The 19948-nt window shown below is 65.1% G+C and carries 13 protein-coding genes; 2 read left to right on the top strand and 11 right to left on the bottom strand.

Going from position 1 to position 19948, the window contains the following annotated elements; genetic code table 11:
• Positions 1–11: 11 nt before the first annotated feature.
• Both QK444_RS02730 and QK444_RS02735 read right to left on the bottom strand, forming a co-directional pair.
• Positions 12–1055, bottom strand: a complete 1044-nt coding sequence (locus tag QK444_RS02730) for a 3-oxoacyl-[acyl-carrier-protein] synthase III C-terminal domain-containing protein (RefSeq protein ID WP_282776700.1) — start codon at positions 1053–1055, stop codon at positions 12–14.
• Positions 1052–3097, bottom strand: coding sequence for an AMP-binding protein (locus QK444_RS02735; protein WP_282776702.1), 2046 nt, complete (start codon positions 3095–3097; stop codon positions 1052–1054). Before QK444_RS02735 ends, QK444_RS02730 begins: the two co-directional genes overlap by 4 nt.
• Positions 3098–4106: 1009 nt before the next feature.
• Here QK444_RS02735 and QK444_RS02740 point away from each other — a divergent pair.
• Complete coding sequence (locus QK444_RS02740) at positions 4107–5225, top strand: nitroreductase family protein (protein WP_282776703.1); 1119 nt, start codon at positions 4107–4109, stop codon at positions 5223–5225.
• A gap of 155 nt (positions 5226–5380) precedes the next feature.
• Complete coding sequence (locus QK444_RS02745; RefSeq protein WP_282776706.1) at positions 5381–7519, top strand: MMPL family transporter; 2139 nt, start codon at positions 5381–5383, stop codon at positions 7517–7519.
• A 17-nt stretch (positions 7520–7536) separates the two neighbouring features.
• On the opposite strand, the gene QK444_RS02750 is transcribed toward QK444_RS02745, so the two are convergent.
• The 9 genes from QK444_RS02750 to QK444_RS02790 all read right to left on the bottom strand — a co-directional run.
• Positions 7537–7854 (bottom strand): hypothetical protein, encoded by a 318-nt coding sequence (locus QK444_RS02750; RefSeq protein WP_282776707.1) that lies wholly within the window; start codon positions 7852–7854, stop codon positions 7537–7539.
• Between the two features lie 14 nt (positions 7855–7868).
• Positions 7869–9029: an L-prolyl-[peptidyl-carrier protein] dehydrogenase gene (redW, locus tag QK444_RS02755; protein WP_282776709.1), complete on the bottom strand. Its 1161-nt coding sequence runs from the start codon at positions 9027–9029 to the stop codon at positions 7869–7871.
• A 5-nt stretch (positions 9030–9034) separates the two neighbouring features.
• Positions 9035–11797: a polyketide synthase gene (locus QK444_RS02760; RefSeq protein WP_349239508.1), complete on the bottom strand. Its 2763-nt coding sequence runs from the start codon at positions 11795–11797 to the stop codon at positions 9035–9037.
• Positions 11760–14423, bottom strand: a complete 2664-nt coding sequence (locus QK444_RS02765) for a PEP/pyruvate-binding domain-containing protein (protein WP_282776712.1) — start codon at positions 14421–14423, stop codon at positions 11760–11762. The genes QK444_RS02760 and QK444_RS02765 overlap by 38 nt, the downstream gene beginning before the upstream one ends.
• Complete coding sequence (locus QK444_RS02770; protein ID WP_282776714.1) at positions 14420–15469, bottom strand: class I SAM-dependent methyltransferase; 1050 nt, start codon at positions 15467–15469, stop codon at positions 14420–14422. The genes QK444_RS02765 and QK444_RS02770 overlap by 4 nt, the downstream gene beginning before the upstream one ends.
• Before the next feature lie 6 nt (positions 15470–15475).
• Positions 15476–16300 carry a thioesterase domain-containing protein gene (locus tag QK444_RS02775; protein WP_282776715.1) on the bottom strand — a complete coding sequence of 275 codons (825 nt, stop codon included), beginning with the start codon at positions 16298–16300 and terminating at the stop codon, positions 15476–15478.
• Between the two features lie 8 nt (positions 16301–16308).
• Positions 16309–17850, bottom strand: coding sequence for an amino acid adenylation domain-containing protein (locus QK444_RS02780; protein ID WP_282776717.1), 1542 nt, complete (start codon positions 17848–17850; stop codon positions 16309–16311).
• A complete protein-coding gene (locus QK444_RS02785; protein ID WP_282776719.1) occupies positions 17847–19460 on the bottom strand; it encodes a pyridoxal phosphate-dependent aminotransferase family protein in 1614 nt (537 codons plus the stop codon). The genes QK444_RS02780 and QK444_RS02785 overlap by 4 nt, the downstream gene beginning before the upstream one ends.
• 9 nt (positions 19461–19469) lie before the next feature.
• Positions 19470–19948: acyl carrier protein (locus QK444_RS02790; RefSeq protein ID WP_282776720.1), on the bottom strand; the 479-nt coding region annotated here is incomplete at its 5' end.

Raw genomic sequence — 19948 nt, forward strand, 5'->3', positions numbered from 1 at the left:
TCCGATGGGCGTCAGTAAATGAAAGAGAAAGCGCCGAAGGACATTCCGGCACTACCGACCCAGCCGACCACACGTTCACCGCGCTGCAGCACACCGGAGTCGATGGCGGAGGCCATCGCGGTGGGCACCGACGCCGACACGATGTTCCCGGTCGTGGGGAATACGTGGTGGATCACATTGCCGAGTCCGACGCTGTCCGCCATCAACTGCCACTGGCGCTTGCTCGACGCATGGGTGAACAATGCGGACACCTTCTCCGCGTCCACGTCCAGGCTCCGGAATACCGCCAACGTGTCGGCGGCACCGACTTCGTGCATCTCCGCCCCGAAGGAGCTGAAGGTGCCGACACCGTTGGCGGCCAACTTATCCGACGGTTCGCAGAATCCCTCGTAGCCGGGCAGGGTCACGTTGCACAGCGGCGACAGGTCGGGACGGGAGAGGAACCGGAAATCCCACGGGTCGTCGTCCTCGGCGCTCACTACGGTCGCCGTCGCGGCCTCGCCGAGGGTGTATGCGGGGAAGGTCGAAGCCAGGGCGGCGGCGTTCGGCAGCGCGAAAAGCTGCGGGAAGACCATACCTCCCATTCGTAAGCTGAACTCCGCGTTGACGATCACCGCGGTGCGGTATCGCCCCGTGCACAGCATCGATTCCGCCACCAGCACGGCGCGAGTCCAGCTCATGCAGGCGTCGATGATATCGAAGCAGTGGGCCTTGTCGAACCCCAGCGCGGCGGCGCAGTGGTAGGCGCCGCCCGGCTCGATGAAGCCCCGGCCGATACCGGTGTAGATCAGTAGGTCGACCTCACTCGCGTGCACGTCCGCTTGATCCAGTGCGGTCGCCGCGGCGTCCGCCAGTAGATCGAGCGGTCGCTCCCCCGCGTCGAGCCAGCGCCGCTCGTTCGAGCCCGTATAGCGCAGATAGGAGTCTATTTTGCGCAGTGTGTCGTCGAGATCACCGTCGAAGCAGGCCGAACTCTGCCCGGCGACCATGCCGAGGATGTCGGCATTGGTGACGGTACGCGACGGCAGGCCGGCCGCCACCGAACGAAGCCTCATCGCCCACCCTCGGTCACGGTGCTCAGGGTGTCGGCGATCGCCCGCACCATGTCCTCGACGGTCGCCGACTCCCAGAGCAGTTCCGGAGCGAAGCGCTGCCCCGCCCACGTCTCGAGGCTTTCATGCAGATCGATCTGGTCCACCGAGCCGAGACCGTGATCGATGAGTGATCGGCTCAGATCCAGGACCGGCTGGTCGGGGCCGGGACGGTCGGCCATCCAGGCCCGTACTTGTTCGATCAGACCGAGCCGCACGAGCTCGGTCATGGTGGAGCCGGATGGACCCGGCACCTGGTTCTCGGTGGTTTCCGTCATTGTCTTCTTGCCTTCCCAGCGATATATCTCTGACAGCCGACCGGCCTGAAAGTCGTTGCGGCACTGTTGGCGGCGCAGCTTTCCGCTGGTGGTGCGCGGAATCGTCCCGGGCGCGATGAGAACGACCGACTCGGCGACGATGCCGTGACGCCGCGCCACGAGGTCGGACATCGCCCGGGTCAACTCGCCCGGGTCGACACCACTGTCGGGCCGGTGTTCGGCGACCAGCACTAGCTTCTCCTGCCCGCCCTTCGATATGCCGAATGCGAGCACACCGCCGGCCCGCAGCCCGTCGTGACCGTCGGCGAGAGTGCCCTCGAGATCTTCGAGGTAGTAGTTCACCCCATTGACGATCATCATGTTCTTCACACGACCGCAGATGAACATCTCACCCGCGTGTACGAATCCGAGGTCGCCGGTCCGCAACCAGTCCCTGGTGTCTCCCTCGATCCTGACCCCGAAGGTCTGCGCGGTGTCCGCGGGACGCTGCCAATAGCCGGGCGACACGGCGGGTCCGGATACCCAGATCTCACCAACGCGGCCATCGGGCAGGCGAAACGCCGTGGCCGGATCGACGATGGCCAACTCGGTGGACAACGCGGTGACGCCGAGGCCGACGAGGTCGATGCCGTCTTCTGCCCCGCTCGGCTCCGCCTTTCCGAGGCCGAGGGCTTGGCGGTCGAATCGCACCGCCACGTGCCTGCCACGCACATTGCTACACGTGACCTTCAGCGTCGCCTCGGCAAGACCGTATCCGGGGGTGAGCGCGGTCGCGCTGAGACCGGACGGCGCGAACGTGGCATGGAAGCGGTCGAGCGATGCCTTGCGCACCGGCTCAGCGCCATTGCTCAATGCCCGCCAGCTGCTGAGATCCAGCTCGGCGCGCTGCTGAGGCGTGGTCTTGTCGACACACAGATCGAGCGCGAAATTCGGTGCACCGCTGTGTGTTCCACGGTATGTGGTGATGGCTTCGAGCCAACGCACCGGGTTCTTGACGAAGGTCGACGGTGCCATGAGCACGGCACTGCACCCGGCATAGACGGGCAGCAGCACACCGGTGACGTGACCGAAGTCATGGAAGTGTGGCAACCACGACACGATCACGTCGTCCCGCCCGACCTGCCAGCAGTGCGCCATGTCGGCGCTTTGATGCAGCGCCATCGCGTGATCGATGATCACGCCTTTGGGCGCGGCCGTGGAACCGGAGGTGTACTGCAGGTACGCGACAGCGGAACCGTCGATCGCCGCCCGCGGTGCCGGGTCCTGCGCATCCCTGAGAACGTCGGTGGCGATTCGAGGCAGGCCGGTGAGGGCGTGATGTGTGCCCGGCGAATCGAGTTCGACGACGCCCTGATAGGTGGTGAGCACCGCGACAGCGACGCAATCTCGCGCGACCGCCTCGATCTGCCCGACCCGGTTCCGAGCCGCTTCGGGCATCGGCACCGCGATGACTCCGGCATAGAGGCAGCCGAAGAACGCTGTGACGTAGTCGAGTCCGGCCGGGTACAGCAGCAACACGCGGTCACCACGGTTGAACTGTTCGGCGAGGCAATCGGCGATCACCCGAGCACGGCGGTCGAGATCGCGATAGGTGAGAGTGTCGGATTCTCGGCCATCCGCGGCGAGGAAGGTAAATGCCCTGCGGTCACCGAATTGCCGAACTCGCGTGGCAACGAGATCAACCCAGTTACACGCGGTGACAACAGGATCCATGGACAAGGTCTTCATGCCAGCCCCTACGTAACGATCATTGAACGATCAGCGAACTGAACCCTCACGAATCGAACCGTTCTACTGTGTCGATTCGGATGAACGCCAGCCAAGCTACCCATGAAATCTACAGTGCGTCAATACTTTCCGTAACCATAACGCAATCGCGGCATCCGATTGGTGAACTGCCACCATTCGTCAGCGGAACGTCAGCGGACTCGTCAGCGGATACCGACATAATGGCGAAGTTCACGGACTGGAGAATTCGGAAATGTCGCTACTCGATGCCAGCATTCTCGATCCCGCGCGACCGTTGCGCATTTTCCATGCTGCCGGAGGTCCGACGGTTGCCGTCATGCCGACATATTCACCCTGCCCCACAACGCATTTGTCGAAGGCGGAGGCGGCATACGCGGCCACGATACCGATTCCGAGGCGGCAAGCCGAGTGGGTAGCGGGTCGGGTGGCGGCCAAGCACGCGGTCCAGGCGCACTGTCAGCGCCACTTCGACATTTTCCATGCCACGGCCGACATCGTGGTGCGGACTGTCGATTCAGGGGTCCGCACGGGGATGCCGGTGGTGGACTATCCGGTGGGGATCAGCATCTCGCACAGTAGTCATCTCGCCGTCGCCGCGTGCACTTCCGGCCCGGTGGGGATCGACCTCGAGCGCCACCGCGTTTTCGCACCACGACTGGTGGCCGAACTCGGGACCCCGCTCCCCGTAGCGCCCGGCGACTGGCGACCACGGCTCGACACGATGGGGACTCCGCTGCGATGGGCGTGTCGGGAAGCGGTGCTCAAGTACTTCGGATTCGGCTTGCGGATCGACCCTCGCGAAGTCCAGCTCACCTGCTGGCACTCGAGTGGATCGTTTCACTGGCGGGCCGGTCCCCGGTTACGGCACGGGGCCCGAGGGCTGCGGTGGCCACGCCGCGCCTGGGCGATCGAGGGTACGGACTACTCGCTGGCAGTCGTCTGGTAGCGCAGGGAGACAGGTATGACGATGTGGCGTTCCCCTCGGCGGGTGAGTATTTCGTTCCACGAGGCCCTGGCGGCAGCCGCGGCTATCGCTGCGCGATCGCCCTCCTCGCACAACTGCCAACCGTGGGCATTGGCCCACGTGGTGAGTGACCTGGCCCGTCGCCGCGCCGTGGCGCTGTGTGGCGATTCCGACGCAGACGGCGAGTTCCTGCTGCTCATGGCCGACCGCACCCGCGAACTCGTGACACTGCCCGCCCATCACGTGGAGATGCAGTTGAGCTGCGGGCTGTTCTGGCGACTGCTGGAGCGCGCGATGGCCGCGCAAGGCTGGATGGTCCGGGGCGTCATCACCCCGGCCGCCGCCGATCTCGGTGTGCTCGGCGTACCCACCGACCGCCGCCCGCTGCGATTGGCCCGTTTCGAGCGCACCGACGATCCGGCGGAATCCTTCACGCGGCTACGGAATCTCGCGGCGGCGCGCCACACCGATCGGGGCCCATATCTGGACAGGCCCATACCCCGTGAGGTGTTGGATACGCTCAAGAGCCCCAGCGCGGACAGTACCCAGCCGATCAGCGTCCGGCTGCTGACATCCGAGTCCGATCGAAGCCGATTCGCCCGGTTCGTCGCCAGAAATGCGAGTCGGGATTTCACGGATTCGCCAGCCTGGCGGGAGACCCATTCGTTCATCCGTCGCAGCGAAGCCGAGGCACGTGAGCTCGGTGACGGATTCACCTTCACGCAGCTCTTCGGACCGATGTCTCGTCCACAGACACTCCTGCGACGGATCGTGCTGGCTCCCGTCACCATGCGGGCATTGAGCCGCACCGGACTCCCGGAGATCCTCGCCCGCCAGCTTGCCGCCATCGTCCGGCGGACCCCGGTGGTGGTCATGCTGACGCTGCCGACTCCATCCGTCGACGACGAACAGTTGCTCGCCGCCGGCGAGGCTCTCACCGACTTCTGGCTGCGCGTCACCGACGCGGGACTGGTGCTGCACCCGATCAGCATCGTCGTCCAGCACGACGACCTGCGCAATCGCCTGCAGGCCGAGTTCAGCTTGTCAGGGCTGGTGTTCTTCGCTGCGCGCCTCGGCTACTCGACGGGACGATTCCCCCCGTCGCCCCGACGCGATCCGGCCGATTCTCTGCGTGTGCTCTGACGAGCCAGCGCATCCCGACCAGTGAGAGATTCCCGACTAGTGAGAGACAAAGGATGAGACATCACCACTGGGGTGCACGAATGGCACGCCACCGTCGCTTGGTCATTACGGCCTGGATCATACTGATCGCCGTCTGCGGTGCGGTTTTTCCGCTCATGGCCGACCAGTTGAAGGCCCCGAACTACGGGGTGGATCAGGCCGAGTCGACCCGCGCCTCGACCTTGGTTCAGCGCCACTTCTCCGGCCTCGGCAATGAGCAGGACGTCATCGTGTTCGACAGTCCCGAGGGCGCGATCACCGACCCCGATCGACGGGCCGTCATCGACAACGTGCTGGCGACGGCACGTGCGGAGGACGGAGTGGTCACCGTTATCGGCCCGTTCGATCCGAACGCGAGGAATCAGGTGTCCGACGACGGACGTGCGGCCCTGGCGCTGGTCGGCTTGGAGGGTGACGCCGGTTCACTCCCCGGTCGCGCGGCCGCGTTGCAGCAGGCTGTCGCCGATGCCAGTGGCGCCGGCGTGACCGCGAATGTGACGGGCTTCTCGCCGATTACGAACGACCTCACGACGGTGGAGACCGCGGCGACGACCGAAGCCGAATCGATCGGGTTGCCGCTCGCCCTGGTGATCATGGTGCTGGCATTCGGAGCGGTGTTGGCCGCTGTCCTCCCCCTGCTGCTCGCCATCGCCGGGCTCAGCCTGACCTTCGGCGTGCTCTACCTGCTCAGCTTCGGACTGACCTTCGACGCCTTTCTGATCAGCATCGTGACGATGATCGGTACCGGAATCGGCATCGACTACGCGATGTTCATCGTCAGTCGATTCCGCGAAGAACTTGCTCGTCGCCGTATCACCGAGTCCGATCCGGCGCTGATCGCCGAGGTCACCGACGTCGCCGTCACCACGTCGGGACGTACCATCGCGTTCTCCGGTGTGGTGGTGGGTATCTCGGTGTGCTCGTTCTTCATCATGGACTCGCCGATCTTCCGTGAGGTCGGTACCGGCGTTCTCGTCTCGGTGATCTGCACTCTGATCGCCGCGCTCACACTCTTGCCCGCCATGCTGGCGGTCCTCGGCCCCCGGGTGAACAAGTGGCAGCTCCCCGTCCGTTGGCGCCCCGCCGACGTGCGTTCGGATTCCGCTGCGACACAAGGAATGTGGGCACGATGGGCGCGACTGGTGATGCGTCGCCCCGTCCTGTTCGCGACGGCGGCGAGTACGGTCCTGGTACTGGCCGCACTGCCGATCGGGAGTCTGCGCTACGGTATCGATCTCGGTACGGCGTCCCTGGGTGACCAGCCCACCGCGGAGGCGCAGCTCATCCTCGACCGTTCCTTCTCATCCGGTGCGGTATCCCCGATTCAGGTTGTCCTCACCGGATCCGGCGACACCGCGCTCGACGACTCCGGCCGACAGCAAGCCCACCGCTTGGCGGCCACTCTGGCCGACGACCAGCGTGTCGACGACATCGAAACACTGGTCAACAACGACCGGATCCTGCTCAACGTGGTACCGGTCGTCGCCATCGACTCGACCGATGCGATCGCTCTGGTCCGGCACATTCGCGATGACCTGGCCGAGGCCATGCCGGACACACAGGTCCTGGTCGGTGGCGCGACGGCGGGATTCGTCGATCTGTCCGATGAGACCACGCGGAAGCTGCCCTGGGTCGTCACGTTGGTGCTCGGCATGTCGCTGCTGTTCTTGCTGGTGATATTCCGCAGTGTCGCCTTACCGGTGAAAGCCGTCCTGATGAATCTGCTCGCGACCGCCGCGGCCATCGGCCTTACGGTGGCGGTGTTCCAATGGGGTCACGGTGCAGGTGTACTCGGCTTCACCAGCCCAGGTTTCCTGCAGGTCTATATCCCCCTCACGGTGTTCGTGCTGCTGTTCGGATTGTCGATGGATTACGAGGTTTTCCTCATCCGCCGCATCCAGGAAGCCTGGGAGAACGGACACGACACCGATTCGGCTATCGCGGTGGGTATCGAGCACACGGCGCGTCCGATCACGGCGGCGGCAGCGATCATGGTCGCGGTATTCGGTAGCTTCCTCATCGCCCCGGTCCCGGAGCTGAAACAGTTCGGGTTCTCGTTGGCCATAGCCATCGCCATCGATGCGACCCTGGTGCGCCTCGTCCTGGTCCCGGCACTGCTCAAACTGTTCGGCGACTGGAACTGGTGGCTGCCCGCCGGTCTGGACCGGACGCTCCCCCGCTTCGGCAATCGAGCGCCGAAGAGCGGCAATCGTGCACCGGAGCACGCCACACAGGCCGTCGTCGACGCGAACTGACCAGAGCTGGAACGGAATCAGGTAGCCGAGTAGCCGGGGTCCAGCCGTACCCCGGCGAACTCCCGCACCACCGACGCCATCGTGTCGAAGGCGCTCACCAGCTCGGCGAAAGCCGGGGTGCGCATATCGGCTTCGAAGTCGGCCCGACTGGTCACCTGGATGATCTCGAAATAGTGCCGGGGTTCCCCCACAGCGTCGTCCGCACGCTGCACACTGAACGCGCGCACACTGGGAAGCTGGGGGCAGGTGGCGTAATCGACTGTGCGTACCCAGTGTTCGAAGGCGGCCGGATCGATGCCGGAGTGGAGTTCGATGAGATGGACGATGACCTGCATGGATCAGCTTCCTTTCAGCGTCGCCGGGCCGGTGCACGTCGGCCCAACCCCAATGCGCGCGCTACGTTGTTCTTCTGAATCTCATTCGTGCCAGAGAAGATTCGTGAGGGCAGTGCGTCCCGAAGCAGGGCTTCGGCTTCGCCTTCGGTGACGCCGAGGCCGCCGCGCACCCCGATGGCGTCGAGTCCCAGTTGCACCGCCGCCTCGCTGACCGCGATCTTCGCCAACCCCGACCACACTTCGCTGTTGCCGCCATCGGCCAGGTCCGCAGCCGCCTTGAAAAGCAGCAGGCGCGCGGACTCGAGTCGCATCACCATATCGACGATCCGATGACTGACCGCTTGGAAATCACCGATGGGTGCACCGAATTGCACGCGCTCGCCCGCGAATTCGATGGTGCTGTCGAGCACCCGCCGCATTGCGCCGAGATAGACGCCGAACAGGCAGGTGCGCTCCCATTTCATGGAACCGGCGAACACTGCCGCACCCGCGCCAGGGCCACCGAGCACACAATCCAGGGGCACACGGACGTCGGCCAGGTGCACCTCACCCGTCGGTGAGCCGCGCAAGCCGACCTTGTCATAGGGGGGACCCGCGGACAGGCCCGGTGTTCCAGCCTCGACGATGAAGCTGGTCAGACCGAAGAATCCACCTCCGGGAGCGGTGACAGTCTGCACGATGAACACATCGGCGACCGGACCGTTGGTGGCGAACGCCTTGACACCGTCGAGTACGTACTCGTCGCCGCGTAGTTCGGCGGTGGTGCGCATCGCGAAGATGTCGGAACCGGCCTCGGGTTCGGTGATGGCGTGTGCCGCGATCAATTCACCGGAGCTCAATCGAGGTAACCACCGCTCTTGCTGCTCGGGGGTGCCGAACTCGACGATGGGCATCAGGCAGGCGAACAGGTGTGCTGCCACGGAGAAGCCGAAGCCCGTATCGGTGGCACCGGCTCCGAGGGCTTCCATCAGCGCGACCGCCGACACTGCGTCCAGGCCGCTGCCGCCGTACTGCTCGGGCACCGTCGCACCGAGAATCCCCTGCCTTCCCGCGAGCTGCCAACGGTGTCGGAAGTCCTCGGCGACGAAGGTTCCGGTGCCACCGAGGTCGCGGCGCGCGAACGCGGTCAGCGCCGCGCACATCGCCTCGGTGTCGGCGGGTAGATCGAAGTTCATCCGGCTCAGCCTTGCCTGTATTCCTCGAGGAGAAGGTGATAGTTGATGCCTCCGGTGCCGAACGAACTCACGCCGGCCCGGCGCGGACGGTCCGGCTCCCGCGGCCACGCGGTCGGCTCCCGCGGCAACACCGCGGGGATGGCTCGCAATGGCAGATCCGGGTTCACCGTCGTCAGGTGTGGGTTGTGTGGGTATACGCCCGCGCGCATCGCCTGCAGCGCGTGCAGCAATCCCGCACCGCCCGCTGCCGCGAAGGTGTGCCCGACCAGAGCCTTCACCGAGCCGATCACCAGCGGCCGAGTACGCTGCGATGCACCGTAAACGGTTGCCGCTGCGGCGATCTCGACTCGGTCGCCGACGTGGGTCCCCGTCCCGTGCGCCTCGAGATAGTCCACGGTGGCGGGTTCGTAATCCACCTGCGCGTACGCCGCGCGCATGGCTCGGACCTGGCCGTCGACGTCGGGCGCTATCAAGGACTTCGCGTCATTGCTCGCACCGACTCCACGGATCAGCCCGAATATCTCGTCACCGTCGCGCCGTGCGTCGGAGAGTCTCTTGAGCAGAAACAACGCACAGCCGTCACCAGGACTGAATCCGTCGGCCCGGATGTCGAAGGGGGTGATCCTCGTCTGGGACAGCAGCCCCAGTGCCGAACACAGCACCAGATCTCTGGGAGTGCACGCCAGTTCGACGCCGCCCGAAATAGCGAAATCCGCACGACCCATCCGCAGGGCATTGACCGATATATCGAGCGCCGCGAGGGCGGACGCACATGCGGCCTCGACAGCCACGGGGACGGCTCGCAGCCGAAACGCGCTCGCGATGGCACCCGCGACGCCGCTGGCGAGCCAGCCATCCAGATCTGTGAGCTCGAGCGGATCCGGATCAGCGGTATAGCTGCTACGGGCGCGATCGAGAATGCGGGTATGGACGGTCAGAGGCAGGTCCGTGAGTGCCGCGATACCAGCCGCGGCTGATTCCAGTTCCCAGAACGAGCGCTCGCTCGCTTGCCTGCGCTCCGTCGACAGACATAGCGTGCTCCCGATCGCCACAAGACCGGCCCGTTCGCGTAGCGCGGCCGTCCGCCCGTACCGGGCGAGCGCTTCGTCGGCTACCGACAGCGCGACGCGCTGGGCGGGGTCCATGGCCGCATGGCGACGCGCGGAGACATGCGTCGCCGGTGGCGGATGATCTGGTATGCGCATTGCCGCACCGATCTCGGAGTAGCTGTGCGTGAGCGTGACTTCCCCCGGCGCGAAGTACAGGTCCCGATCGAATACGGTCTCGGGTACCGGACCTATACCGCCCCGACCTGACCGGCAGTTGTCCCAGAAGTTCGCCGCGTTCGCGGATCCGGCGAACGCCCCGCCGAGACCGACTATCGCGATGGGTTCGGTACTCATCGTCGGCCGACCGCGCGCAGCGGTCACCACGCTCGGCTCACGATGGCCTTCGAGTAGCAGGTATCCGAGCGTGCCACTCAGTCCCGAGCCGCATACGACCGCATACCGGGACCCGGATTTCGGCTCGGCAGGCCACGTCTCACCATCGTGAGTGGTGCGCGGCCCGGTATCCGCCGAATCGGCGAACCGGGTCCGGTGTCGCGGTACCGTTCGGTGGGACAGCGCCAATGCGGCTTTGGTGACTGCGGCGACACCCGCATTGGCGAAGGTGTGTCCGAGCTGCTCGACGGCGCTGCCGAACACCATCGCGTCGAATGCGTCGTCACCGAATATCTGGCCGAAGCCTTTGGCATCGGCCGCCGCTACTGCCGCGATGCCCGGTCCCACGGTATCGACATAGCGCACCGCTGCGGGTTCGACCGAGCTGACCGAATGACAATGCGCGGCGAGCGCATAACGCTCGGCCGTCGCCGTGGAGTATCGGAAGGCACCATGGTGCGATTCGCGGCGCAGAGCGCATTCGAGTATCGACGCGTAGACGCGGTCACCGTCGGACACGGCGGTTGATTGCCGTTTGAGCAGCAGTGCACCGACCCCATCGGACAATGTGAAACTCTCATCGCGGCTCGAACCGAACCCCTTCGCGGACAACGCCTCGTCGATGAGCGAGCCGTCCCGACGCTGGCCGGTCACCACCAGGACCGCGTCGGCGGCGCCCGCGCGAAGATTCGTCACAGCGGTCTCCAGGGCCACGAACGAGGTCGCATCGGCGCATTCCACTGCGATCGTGCGGCCGAGGAGTTGGAAGCTCGCCGCGATCCGCGCCGGAATCGTGCTCGCCATCTCGCCGACCCGGTCGTGGCGCGAAGCGCCGAGGTGACGCCCGAGTCGGCTGCGCAGTTCACCGGACAGCCGACCGGCGACGCGACGAGCCCGATCGTCGAGGTCGTTCTCCGCCGCCCGCTCGAGTTCGCGGCCATAGCGGGCGCTGTCGATCCGCAAGGCATTCGCGTACTGGCGATCGAGCCCGAAACAGGTCCCCACCACAACATCGGTACGTTCGCGTGGAAGCGGCCGGTCCGGATGTCCGGCGTCGGCCAGGCATTGCCGGGCGGCCTCGGCCATGAGGATCTGCATCCTGCTGATCGATCCGCGCTGGACCGGCGGAATGCGGAACGTCGTGACGTCGATGTCGAGGTCGTCCAAATCCACGGGCGCGGTGTCGGTTTCAGCGGTAGTGAACAGCTGCCACAGATCCGCTGTACCGCGGGCGGCCGGGTAGAGTCCCGCCACTCCGACGATGGCGATGGGATCGTTCACCATCACCTCACCCCTCCACGAACTCGACCACACCGCGGTCGCCATCGACCATGATCAGGTCGCCGGTTTTGATCGCGGCGGTGGCGAATTTCGCGTTGACCACCGACGGCAGCTGGAACTCCCGCGACACGATCGCCGAGTGCGACAGCATCGATCCGATATCGGTGACAATGCCGCCCGCGATCGCGAACAGCGGGGTCCAAGAGGAATCGGTGTACTGCGTCACCAGGATCTCGCCGGGCTGGAATTCATCGGCCTGCCAGACCAGGTCCTCCACGACACGGGCTCGCCCGATGGCGGTACCGGGGCTGACCCCGAGTCCTTCGAGGGCGGCTCCGTCCGGGACCGAACGCACGGATCGGGCAGGGTCCCATTCCCCGACGAAACTCATCGGCGGAGCTGGCATCCGGGCGTAGTTCTGGAAGGTGCGACGGGCTTCGTCGATCGCGGGGCGGGTGAAGATATCGCGCGCGTCCTCCGCACCCGCCAAGTAGCGCAGGACATCGGTGAAGTTCAGATAGGCGACCTCGTCAAGGGAGCGCAGAACCCCCATCGTTACCAACCGTGCGCCGACCTCGTAGACGATCTCTCGAACCAGCCACACCGACGTGATCATCGACATGCGTGCGACCTCCCGCAGGGAGCTGCACTGCTCATACATCGAGATCGCGGATCTCAGCGCACGACGTTTGATCCACGGCAGCCGGCGCACGGCCTCGTCCACCTCGCCGGAGCGCGGGTCGGGAGCGGATTCGATGGCGTCATCGAACGAGAACCCGTCCTCGGCGTAGCGCCGAATCATCTTGACCACGTACGACAGATCATCGATCCAGCGCGGATGGGTGAGTTCCATCTCCTGCTGGGCCCGCGCGCCGTTCTCCCGAAGAAACGGCTCCATGTGCGTCTTCCAGAACGTCCTGCCCACCCGGTCGGCCCGCAGTCGTTCGACCACATCGCCCGCAGGTCCGGACATGATGATCCGCAGCACTCTCGGACGCTGGCGTACGATCCGCGCCAACTCCCACACTTCACGCGCGGACGCCACGGTGCGCAGGTTCGACATATCGGCTTTCACCCGATTCTGCAAGTGGTCCCCGGCGGCGCCGAGCCAGGAACCGCACATCGCCTCGAGGGCGCCGTACAGTGTGAAGGCGTTGATGAAGTACGGCATGTAGCCGACGTGCATGTCGTGGAGGAACCCCAGCCGGCGCTGCATCTCGGCACGGAGCGCGGACAGCTCAAGCACGGTCAGGTCGATGCCGCGGGCACGGTCGAATTCACGGACCCGTGCGGCGACCATACGGTCCGCGCGGCGACGCATGTCTCGCAGCTCGGCCACCGTCGCCCTGCCCCAGAACGCTGTCGATCTGGCCGTACGGATACCGGTTCGGTAGCTGCCGAAGGGATTTCGGTAGGCGGCACGGTCGACATCCTCGCTCGCGAAGCGTGCGGTGATCCGCTCCTCGTCCTTGGTCGCCAGACTCTGGCTGAGCAGATAGCTGGTATAGGAGACATTCAGATATACATAGCCCTGGAGATACCCCATCTGCACGGCGATATCGCCGGTATCGCGCACGCCGGTCGCACGAACACAATCGCTGTGGACGTTGTACTGGTAGTACTCGGAGAACGAGATGCCCAGCGGGGTCATGATTCCGGTGAAGATCTCGCCGATATCCATCCTCGACCACAGGGTGTTCCGCTGTATCGCATCGGGTTGGGGGTCGCGATAGGGGCTGCGCCGCAGGGGTTTCGGAGTATCCACGGTGATGGGCCGGGCCTGAAGCAGATAGAGCGCTCCGCCTTGTACTGCCCACTCGATGTCCTGCTCGGAACCGTACTGCTCGCGTACCCGCACCGCCAGTGCGGCGAGTGAGACCAATTGCGCGTGCGACAGACAGGCGACGCCGCGTAGTTTCTCGGCCACCTTGACCAACTCCACGATGCCCGGTGCCACCGACACGGCCTGGGTGACCTTGTAGCGGATGTTCTGGTCTATCACGTGCGGCTCTGCCGGATCCACGATGAACGAGTCGGCGCTCACCCGTCCCGAGACGAGCCCCTCACCAAGACCCCACACCGCGTCGACCACGAAACGGTCGGTGCGCCCGCTGATCGGATCACGGGTGAACAGCACACCGGCGGCGTCAGCGTGGACCATCTGCTGGATGATCACGGCGATCGAGCCGGCATTTCCGGAACCGCGATAGACAGCCGCGCGATCCGACCACAGCGAGGCCCAGCACACCTTCACAGCATCGAGAACATCCGCGGCGCTGGAGATATCCAACACGGTGTCGTGTTGTCCGGCGAACGATTGCGAGACCGAATCCTCTCGGCAGGCCGAGGACCGCACCGCGACGTGCCGCGCTCCGAGTGCCGCATAGGCGTCGAGGATGGCATCGCTGATCTCCGAGGGAATCTCGGCGGTCAGCACCCGTTGTCGGAGGACCTCGGGATCGGCCGCCAGCGCCTGGGCGTCGAGACCGATCTCCCGCTGGAAACGTTCGAACAGATCGGCGGTGAGACAGACGGCCGGCGGTACGGGCAGTCCGGCCCTGAGCATCTCGTCGAGTCGAGCGCCTTTGCCGCCCAACGATTCCGGGGAGGCAGCCGGTGATTCGCCGAGTACGACGATCAGGTTGTGCAGGCTCTCGGGGGTGGCTGTCATGACAGGCGCTCCTCGGCGTCGGTGTGCGATGACGGATTGCGGCCGAGGAAGGAGCAGAACTGCTCGCCGGGTATCAGGCGGCGCACTTCGACATCGGCGAAGCCCGCGTCACGCAGCTGCTGTGCCAACCCCGCGGAATCGGGAAGCGGACCACCGAAGTCTGCGAACTCGAACCACAGGCCGAGCACTTCGGTACTGAGATTGCCGCCCTTGCACGCGCTGGTGATCAGCAGTCGCCCGCCGGTCTTCAGCATCGAGCGCACGCGCGCGAGCAGCTCGGCGCGTTCTGCTGCCGGGAAGTAGTAGATATTGTTGTGCATCGTGACGATATCGAAGAGTTCCGACGAGCCGAACTCCCTTATATCGGCCTGTCCGATCTCGACGCGTTCCGCCAATCCCCACTCCGTCATATTGGCCGCGGCCGCCGCGGCGACCTCGTCCTGGTAGTCGATGGCGACAGCTGTCAGCTCGGGATTGATAGCGGCGGCGTGCCGGACATACGCTCCACTGCCGCATCCGATCTCGAGGAGCCGAACCGGGCCGGTACGACCCAGCACGCCACTCACCGCCTCCTCGATGAACGGCTGCACGATCCGGCTGGAACGGGCGATGATCGAGCCGTCCTGATCCGACATGGTCAGTCTGTCGCCGCTACGCACCATGGCGGGCCCGTTCAGCAGCACCGGCAGATGAAACCGCACCAGCTCTTCCAAGGCGGCGGCGACCGCGTCATTGCGCGGCCGAGCCAACGCCCTGGCCCGACGGCTCGCCAGACGATAGCGGCCATCGGCGACACCGAGCTCGCCGAGCCGCACCCCCAGGTCCAGCCAGGCACGCAGCAGCCGTCGATCACCGCCGATCCCGAGGGCCTCCGCGAGTGCCTCGACGTCGCAAGGGCCTCCGGCGAGGTGTCGCAGGACGCCCTGGTCCAGTGCCGCGACGAGGAAGCTGGCGCGGTAGAGCGGGGTGGCGAAACTCCTTGCCAGCGACAGCAACAACGGCAAGCTGCCCGCGGAGTTGACTTTGGTCAAGGTGGAGAACTTCATGGGTGGTTATCCTTCGGCGATCGCCGGTGGGACCGTCGATCCGAGAGCGGTGGTGTGGCGGGCGAGTTCGTCTCGTATCTCGTGGAGCAACCTGAACCGGTGCGGACCAGCGAGATAGAAATGACCTCCCGGAAAATGACTGCGCCGCACCGGGCCGGTGGTGTACGACAACCACTGGTCGCTGTGCTCCGTGTCGACGACGAGATCGCCCGCGGCCGAGAAGATGGTCAGTGAACAATCGAGCGGTGGCCGAGGTCGCGGGTGATAGTTCTCGCACGCACGCAGGTCCGCGCGCAATGTCGGCAGGCGGCGGTCGAAATACGATCTCGCACCGGAATGCGACCCGTTGAGCGCACGAACCCAAGCCAGCAGCCTGTCATCGGGCAGTTCGGCACCGAGCGGAGTCCCATAGAGATGCGGCGCCCGGCTGCCCGAGACGAAAAGGTGCTCCGGCGCGGGCGCACCCCGATCGCGGAGGACGCAGGCGACCTCGTAGGCCAGCAGCGCACCCATGCTGTGCCCGAACATCGCATAGCGGCCGGGAGCGGCCTGTTCGACGAGCGCCGTGGCAACCTCGCGAGCCAGCATCCCGATATCCGTCCATGCCGGCTCCGACAGACGAATTCCGCGTCCGGGCAACAACACCGGCGCGACGAGTAGATCGGGGCCGAGATGGGCCGACCAGTCCCGGAACAGCGACGGCGTACCGCCCGCATGAGCGAAGCACACCAGCCGGATCGCCGCCCCGCTGCCGGCGGACCCAGCGAACCATCGATCGCCCGTAGTCCGCGGCGGCCGAGGTTCACGGAGTTCGAGCGGATCCTTTCGCATGGCTTCGCTCACTCGCCGAGGCGCCTGTAGTCGATCTTGCCGTTCGCATTGCGCGGCAATGTCTCGACCCGGATAGCCTTGCGCGGCAACATGTACCGCGGTAGGTGCTCGGCACAGTAACTCTTCAGGTCGATCAGCGTCAGATCCGACGCGTCGGATCGAACCGTGTAGAAGGCCGTCAGCCGCGCCGTCGGACCCTCCCCGGCGACGACAACCGCTGCCTCATCGATCGCGGGATGCCGCACGAGCACCGATTCGATCTCTCCCAGCTCGGTACGGTAACCGGACAGTTTGACCATCCTGTCCTTGCGTCCGCGATAGATGATCTGACCGTCGACGCAGCTCACCAGGTCACCGGTCGGGTGGCGGCGTTGCCGATGCTGCTCCGCCATCGGTTCCCGCTCCCGACCCCAGTATCCGGGGGTGACGCAGCTGCCTTCGACCACCAGCTCGCCGAACCCATCCGGCCCGTCGATCGGTAGTCCGTGCTCGTCGACGATCAGCAATGAGGCGTCGCCGACCGGGCGTCCGAGAGACAACGGCTCGTCACAACTCAGATCCTGTGCGGTGACCCGGTGGTAGGTACATACGTTCGTCTCGGTAGGCCCGTATAGGTTGTAGAGTTGAGCGCTCTCGTGCAGCAGTGCTGCTAGTTCCGCGAGCCGCGGCTTCGGATAAACCTCACCAGCGAAAAGCACGTAGCGCAGGGTGCCGACCACCGCAGGCGTCAACGCACCGCACGTGGTCAGCAGAGTCAGGATCGACGGCACCGAGTACCACACGGTGACACCGTGTTCGCGAATCCCGTTGGCGAGCGCCACCGGATCCCGAGCCTCCGCGTCCTCGATGATCCACATCGCCGCACCCACCGAAATAGCGGCGAACAGGTCGAATGTGCTGAGATCGAAGTTGAACGACGCATGGTTGGCGAAGACGTCCGTCGCATCCAGATCCAGCTCGGCGCAGGCCCAGTCGATGAACACGCCGAGATTGCGATGAGAGATCTGGACGCCCTTCGGCGGTCCCGTCGACCCGGAGGTGTACAAGATCGCAGCGAGGTGCGACGGTGCCAGCACCGCTCGTCGCACGTGGACTTCCCCGACGCCACCGACGAAATCAGTCCAGGTGACCGTCCGTTCTGGCGTCCCCGCGTCGTCCGCGCTGCCGACCACCACCACGGTGCGGACGGAGTCCGGCAGGTCCAGCTTCGCTACGTGCGCCAGATGGCGCTCATCGGTGACGAGGAGGATCGGCTCGGTGTCCGCGACGACCGCCCGCACTCGACTCGCCGGATGGGCACCGTCGACGGCGACGTACGCGCACCCGACATGCAGTGCGCCCAGTATCGCCTGAACGAATTCTGGGCGTTTGTCCATCCAGATGGCTACCCGGTCCCCCAAGGCCGCACCGAGTTCGCGCAGCCGGTAGCCCACCGCATGCACCGCGGTCGCGAGTTCGCCGTAGGTGACTGTGGTCCTTCCGAGCAATGCCGGACGGGCCGCATGCTCGTCGGAGACGATATCCGGCAGGCAGATGACGCGGTCGCTCATTCCAGTACTCCGGTTTCCCGCCCCGCGTCGATGAAGATCTGCGCCGCCAACGCCAGATCCTCCGGCGTGTGCTCGGAGGTCACGCTGACACGCAAGCGTGCCTCACCGAGCGGCACCCCCGGGAAGACCACGGTCTGACAGAACAAGCCACGCGCCCGCACAGCGCGTCCCATCTCCATCGCTTTGCGCTCGTTGCCGATGACGATCGGCACAATCGCGCTCCGGCTACGTTCCAGATCGAAGCCGGCGTCGGTGAGGTATCCGGTCAGGCTGCGAATATTGTTCCACAGCACCGTGATTCGTTCCGGTTCGCGTTCGATCACATCGATCGAGGCGATCAACCCGGCCGCGACACCAGTGGGGATGGTCGCGGCGAACACGTACGAATTCGAGTAGAAGCGCAGGTAATCGATCACGTCCTCGTCGCCGACGACGAATCCACCCATGCCTGCGAGGGTCTTGCTCATGGTGCCGAGTTCCAGATCGACCTCGTTCTTCAAGCCGAAGTGCTCGGCGGTACCTGTACCCCGGGCACCGAGAACCCCGGTGGCGTGCGCGTCGTCGACCAGTACCCGCGCGCCGTAGCGCTGGGCCAGCCGGATGATCTGGGGCAACTCGCAGATGTCACCGTGCATGCTGAACACCCCGTCGGTGACGATCAACATCCCGCGGGCATGCTCGGCACACACATCCAGGACACTCTCGAGATGCGCCATATCGTTGTGCCGGTAGATCCGGCGCAGCCCGCCCGACAGCTTCCAGCCATCGACGATGCTCATGTGATTGAGCTTGTCCACGATGACCGCGTCCTTGGAGCCGACCAGAGCCGAGATGGCACCGAGGTTGGCGCTGTAGCCGCCCGGGTACACGATGGCGGCCTCACGACCCTTGAACACGGCGAGCCGGCGTTCGAGTTCCTTGTGCAGGTGGTTGGTGCCGCCGATAATGCGACACCCGGTGTTGGTGGCACCAAATTCCCTGGTAGCGGAGCAGATCGCATCGACAACCTGGGGGTGGTTGGCCAGGCCGAGGTAGTTGTTGGAGCCGAACATGAGGAATTCGCGTGTACGGCCGGTGATTTCGTCGTAGATCCTGGCCCGGTTGGTGCATCGCGACTGCAACGGCATGCCGTACCAGTACAGATGCTCCGCCTCACGGGCGCGGCGATGTGCGGCGAACTCCGCGGTTTTCGCGAACAGATTACGTTCGTCGCTGGTGAGGAAGTCACGCATCGAACGCCCATCCCACGTCCCGATCCCGGCTGGCTCGGTCGGATCCAGCTCTCCGACCGCCAATTCCGGATCCGCTAGGGGCAGCGCGCCGAGATCCGCGAGTGGCTCCTGGATGACCGCACCGGCGACATAGGCTTCCAGCTCTACGATCAGCGCACCCAGAGTGGTGACCGAGATATCGGAGGTGAGATTGGGAGGCAGGGCCAATTGCTTCGCCGCGTCACCGATGATTCCGATGAGCACGACGGAGTCGATCCCGAGCTCCCCTTCGAGATCCGCCGAGGTATCCAGCTGGTCGCGGTTGTAGTGCGTGTGCCGCATCGCTGTCGCGATGACCACCTCGGACACCGATTTCACTGTCGCCGTCGTTTCAGTCATCGAATTCCCCTAGTTCCCGCGAAAACGTTCGATCAGATCAGCGATCACCGCGACAGACCGAAAGTTGTCCGGCCTGACCTCCTGCAGTGGAATCGAAATTCCGAACTCCATCTGTATGGCATGCACCAGATCGAATACTTCGGCAGAAGAGATGATGTTCAACTCCAACAGCGGCGTATCCGCGGACAGTCCTTCCTTCTGCCCACCCAGCCATGAATCGGCGATGCACTCCAACAGGAAATCTTGCGCTGTCACAGCTACTCCAATATCGCCCTGAGCCTCGACGGATGTCTCATAAACAACCCGACTTTGACTCACCACGCTGACGGATTCACTGACAAGGGGCTGACGAACTCTCCAGCGTCGGACGGCCACAAGCCACCACGCCGAACATGGTGACAGATAACGAAAGTGCCGTCTGTTCGATGGTTGCAACCCATCGCTAGGATCGCCCACCAGGGAAATGTCGAATACGAGAGAGGTTCGCC

The sequence above is a fragment of the Nocardia sp. CC201C genome (assembly GCF_030010695.1).
Lineage (GTDB): Bacteria > Actinomycetota > Actinomycetes > Mycobacteriales > Mycobacteriaceae > Nocardia > Nocardia otitidiscaviarum.

Excerpts from the sequence above, each read along its gene's own strand:
- QK444_RS02730 (WP_282776700.1), bottom strand. The coding sequence starts at position 1,055 with ATGAGGCTTCGTTCGGTGGCGGCCGGCCTGCCGTCGCGTACCGTCACC.
- QK444_RS02735 (WP_282776702.1), bottom strand. The coding sequence starts at position 3,097 with ATGAAGACCTTGTCCATGGATCCTGTTGTCACCGCGTGTAACTGGGTT.
- QK444_RS02745 (WP_282776706.1), top strand. The coding sequence starts at position 5,381 with ATGGCCGACCAGTTGAAGGCCCCGAACTACGGGGTGGATCAGGCCGAG.
- QK444_RS02750 (WP_282776707.1), bottom strand. The coding sequence starts at position 7,854 with ATGCAGGTCATCGTCCATCTCATCGAACTCCACTCCGGCATCGATCCG.
- redW (WP_282776709.1), bottom strand. The coding sequence starts at position 9,029 with ATGAACTTCGATCTACCCGCCGACACCGAGGCGATGTGCGCGGCGCTG.
- QK444_RS02760 (WP_349239508.1), bottom strand. The coding sequence starts at position 11,797 with ATGGCGACCGCGGTGTGGTCGAGTTCGTGGAGGGGTGAGGTGATGGTG.
- QK444_RS02765 (WP_282776712.1), bottom strand. The coding sequence starts at position 14,423 with ATGACAGCCACCCCCGAGAGCCTGCACAACCTGATCGTCGTACTCGGC.
- QK444_RS02770 (WP_282776714.1), bottom strand. The coding sequence starts at position 15,469 with ATGAAGTTCTCCACCTTGACCAAAGTCAACTCCGCGGGCAGCTTGCCG.
- QK444_RS02775 (WP_282776715.1), bottom strand. The coding sequence starts at position 16,300 with ATGCGAAAGGATCCGCTCGAACTCCGTGAACCTCGGCCGCCGCGGACT.
- QK444_RS02780 (WP_282776717.1), bottom strand. The coding sequence starts at position 17,850 with ATGAGCGACCGCGTCATCTGCCTGCCGGATATCGTCTCCGACGAGCAT.
- QK444_RS02785 (WP_282776719.1), bottom strand. The coding sequence starts at position 19,460 with ATGACTGAAACGACGGCGACAGTGAAATCGGTGTCCGAGGTGGTCATC.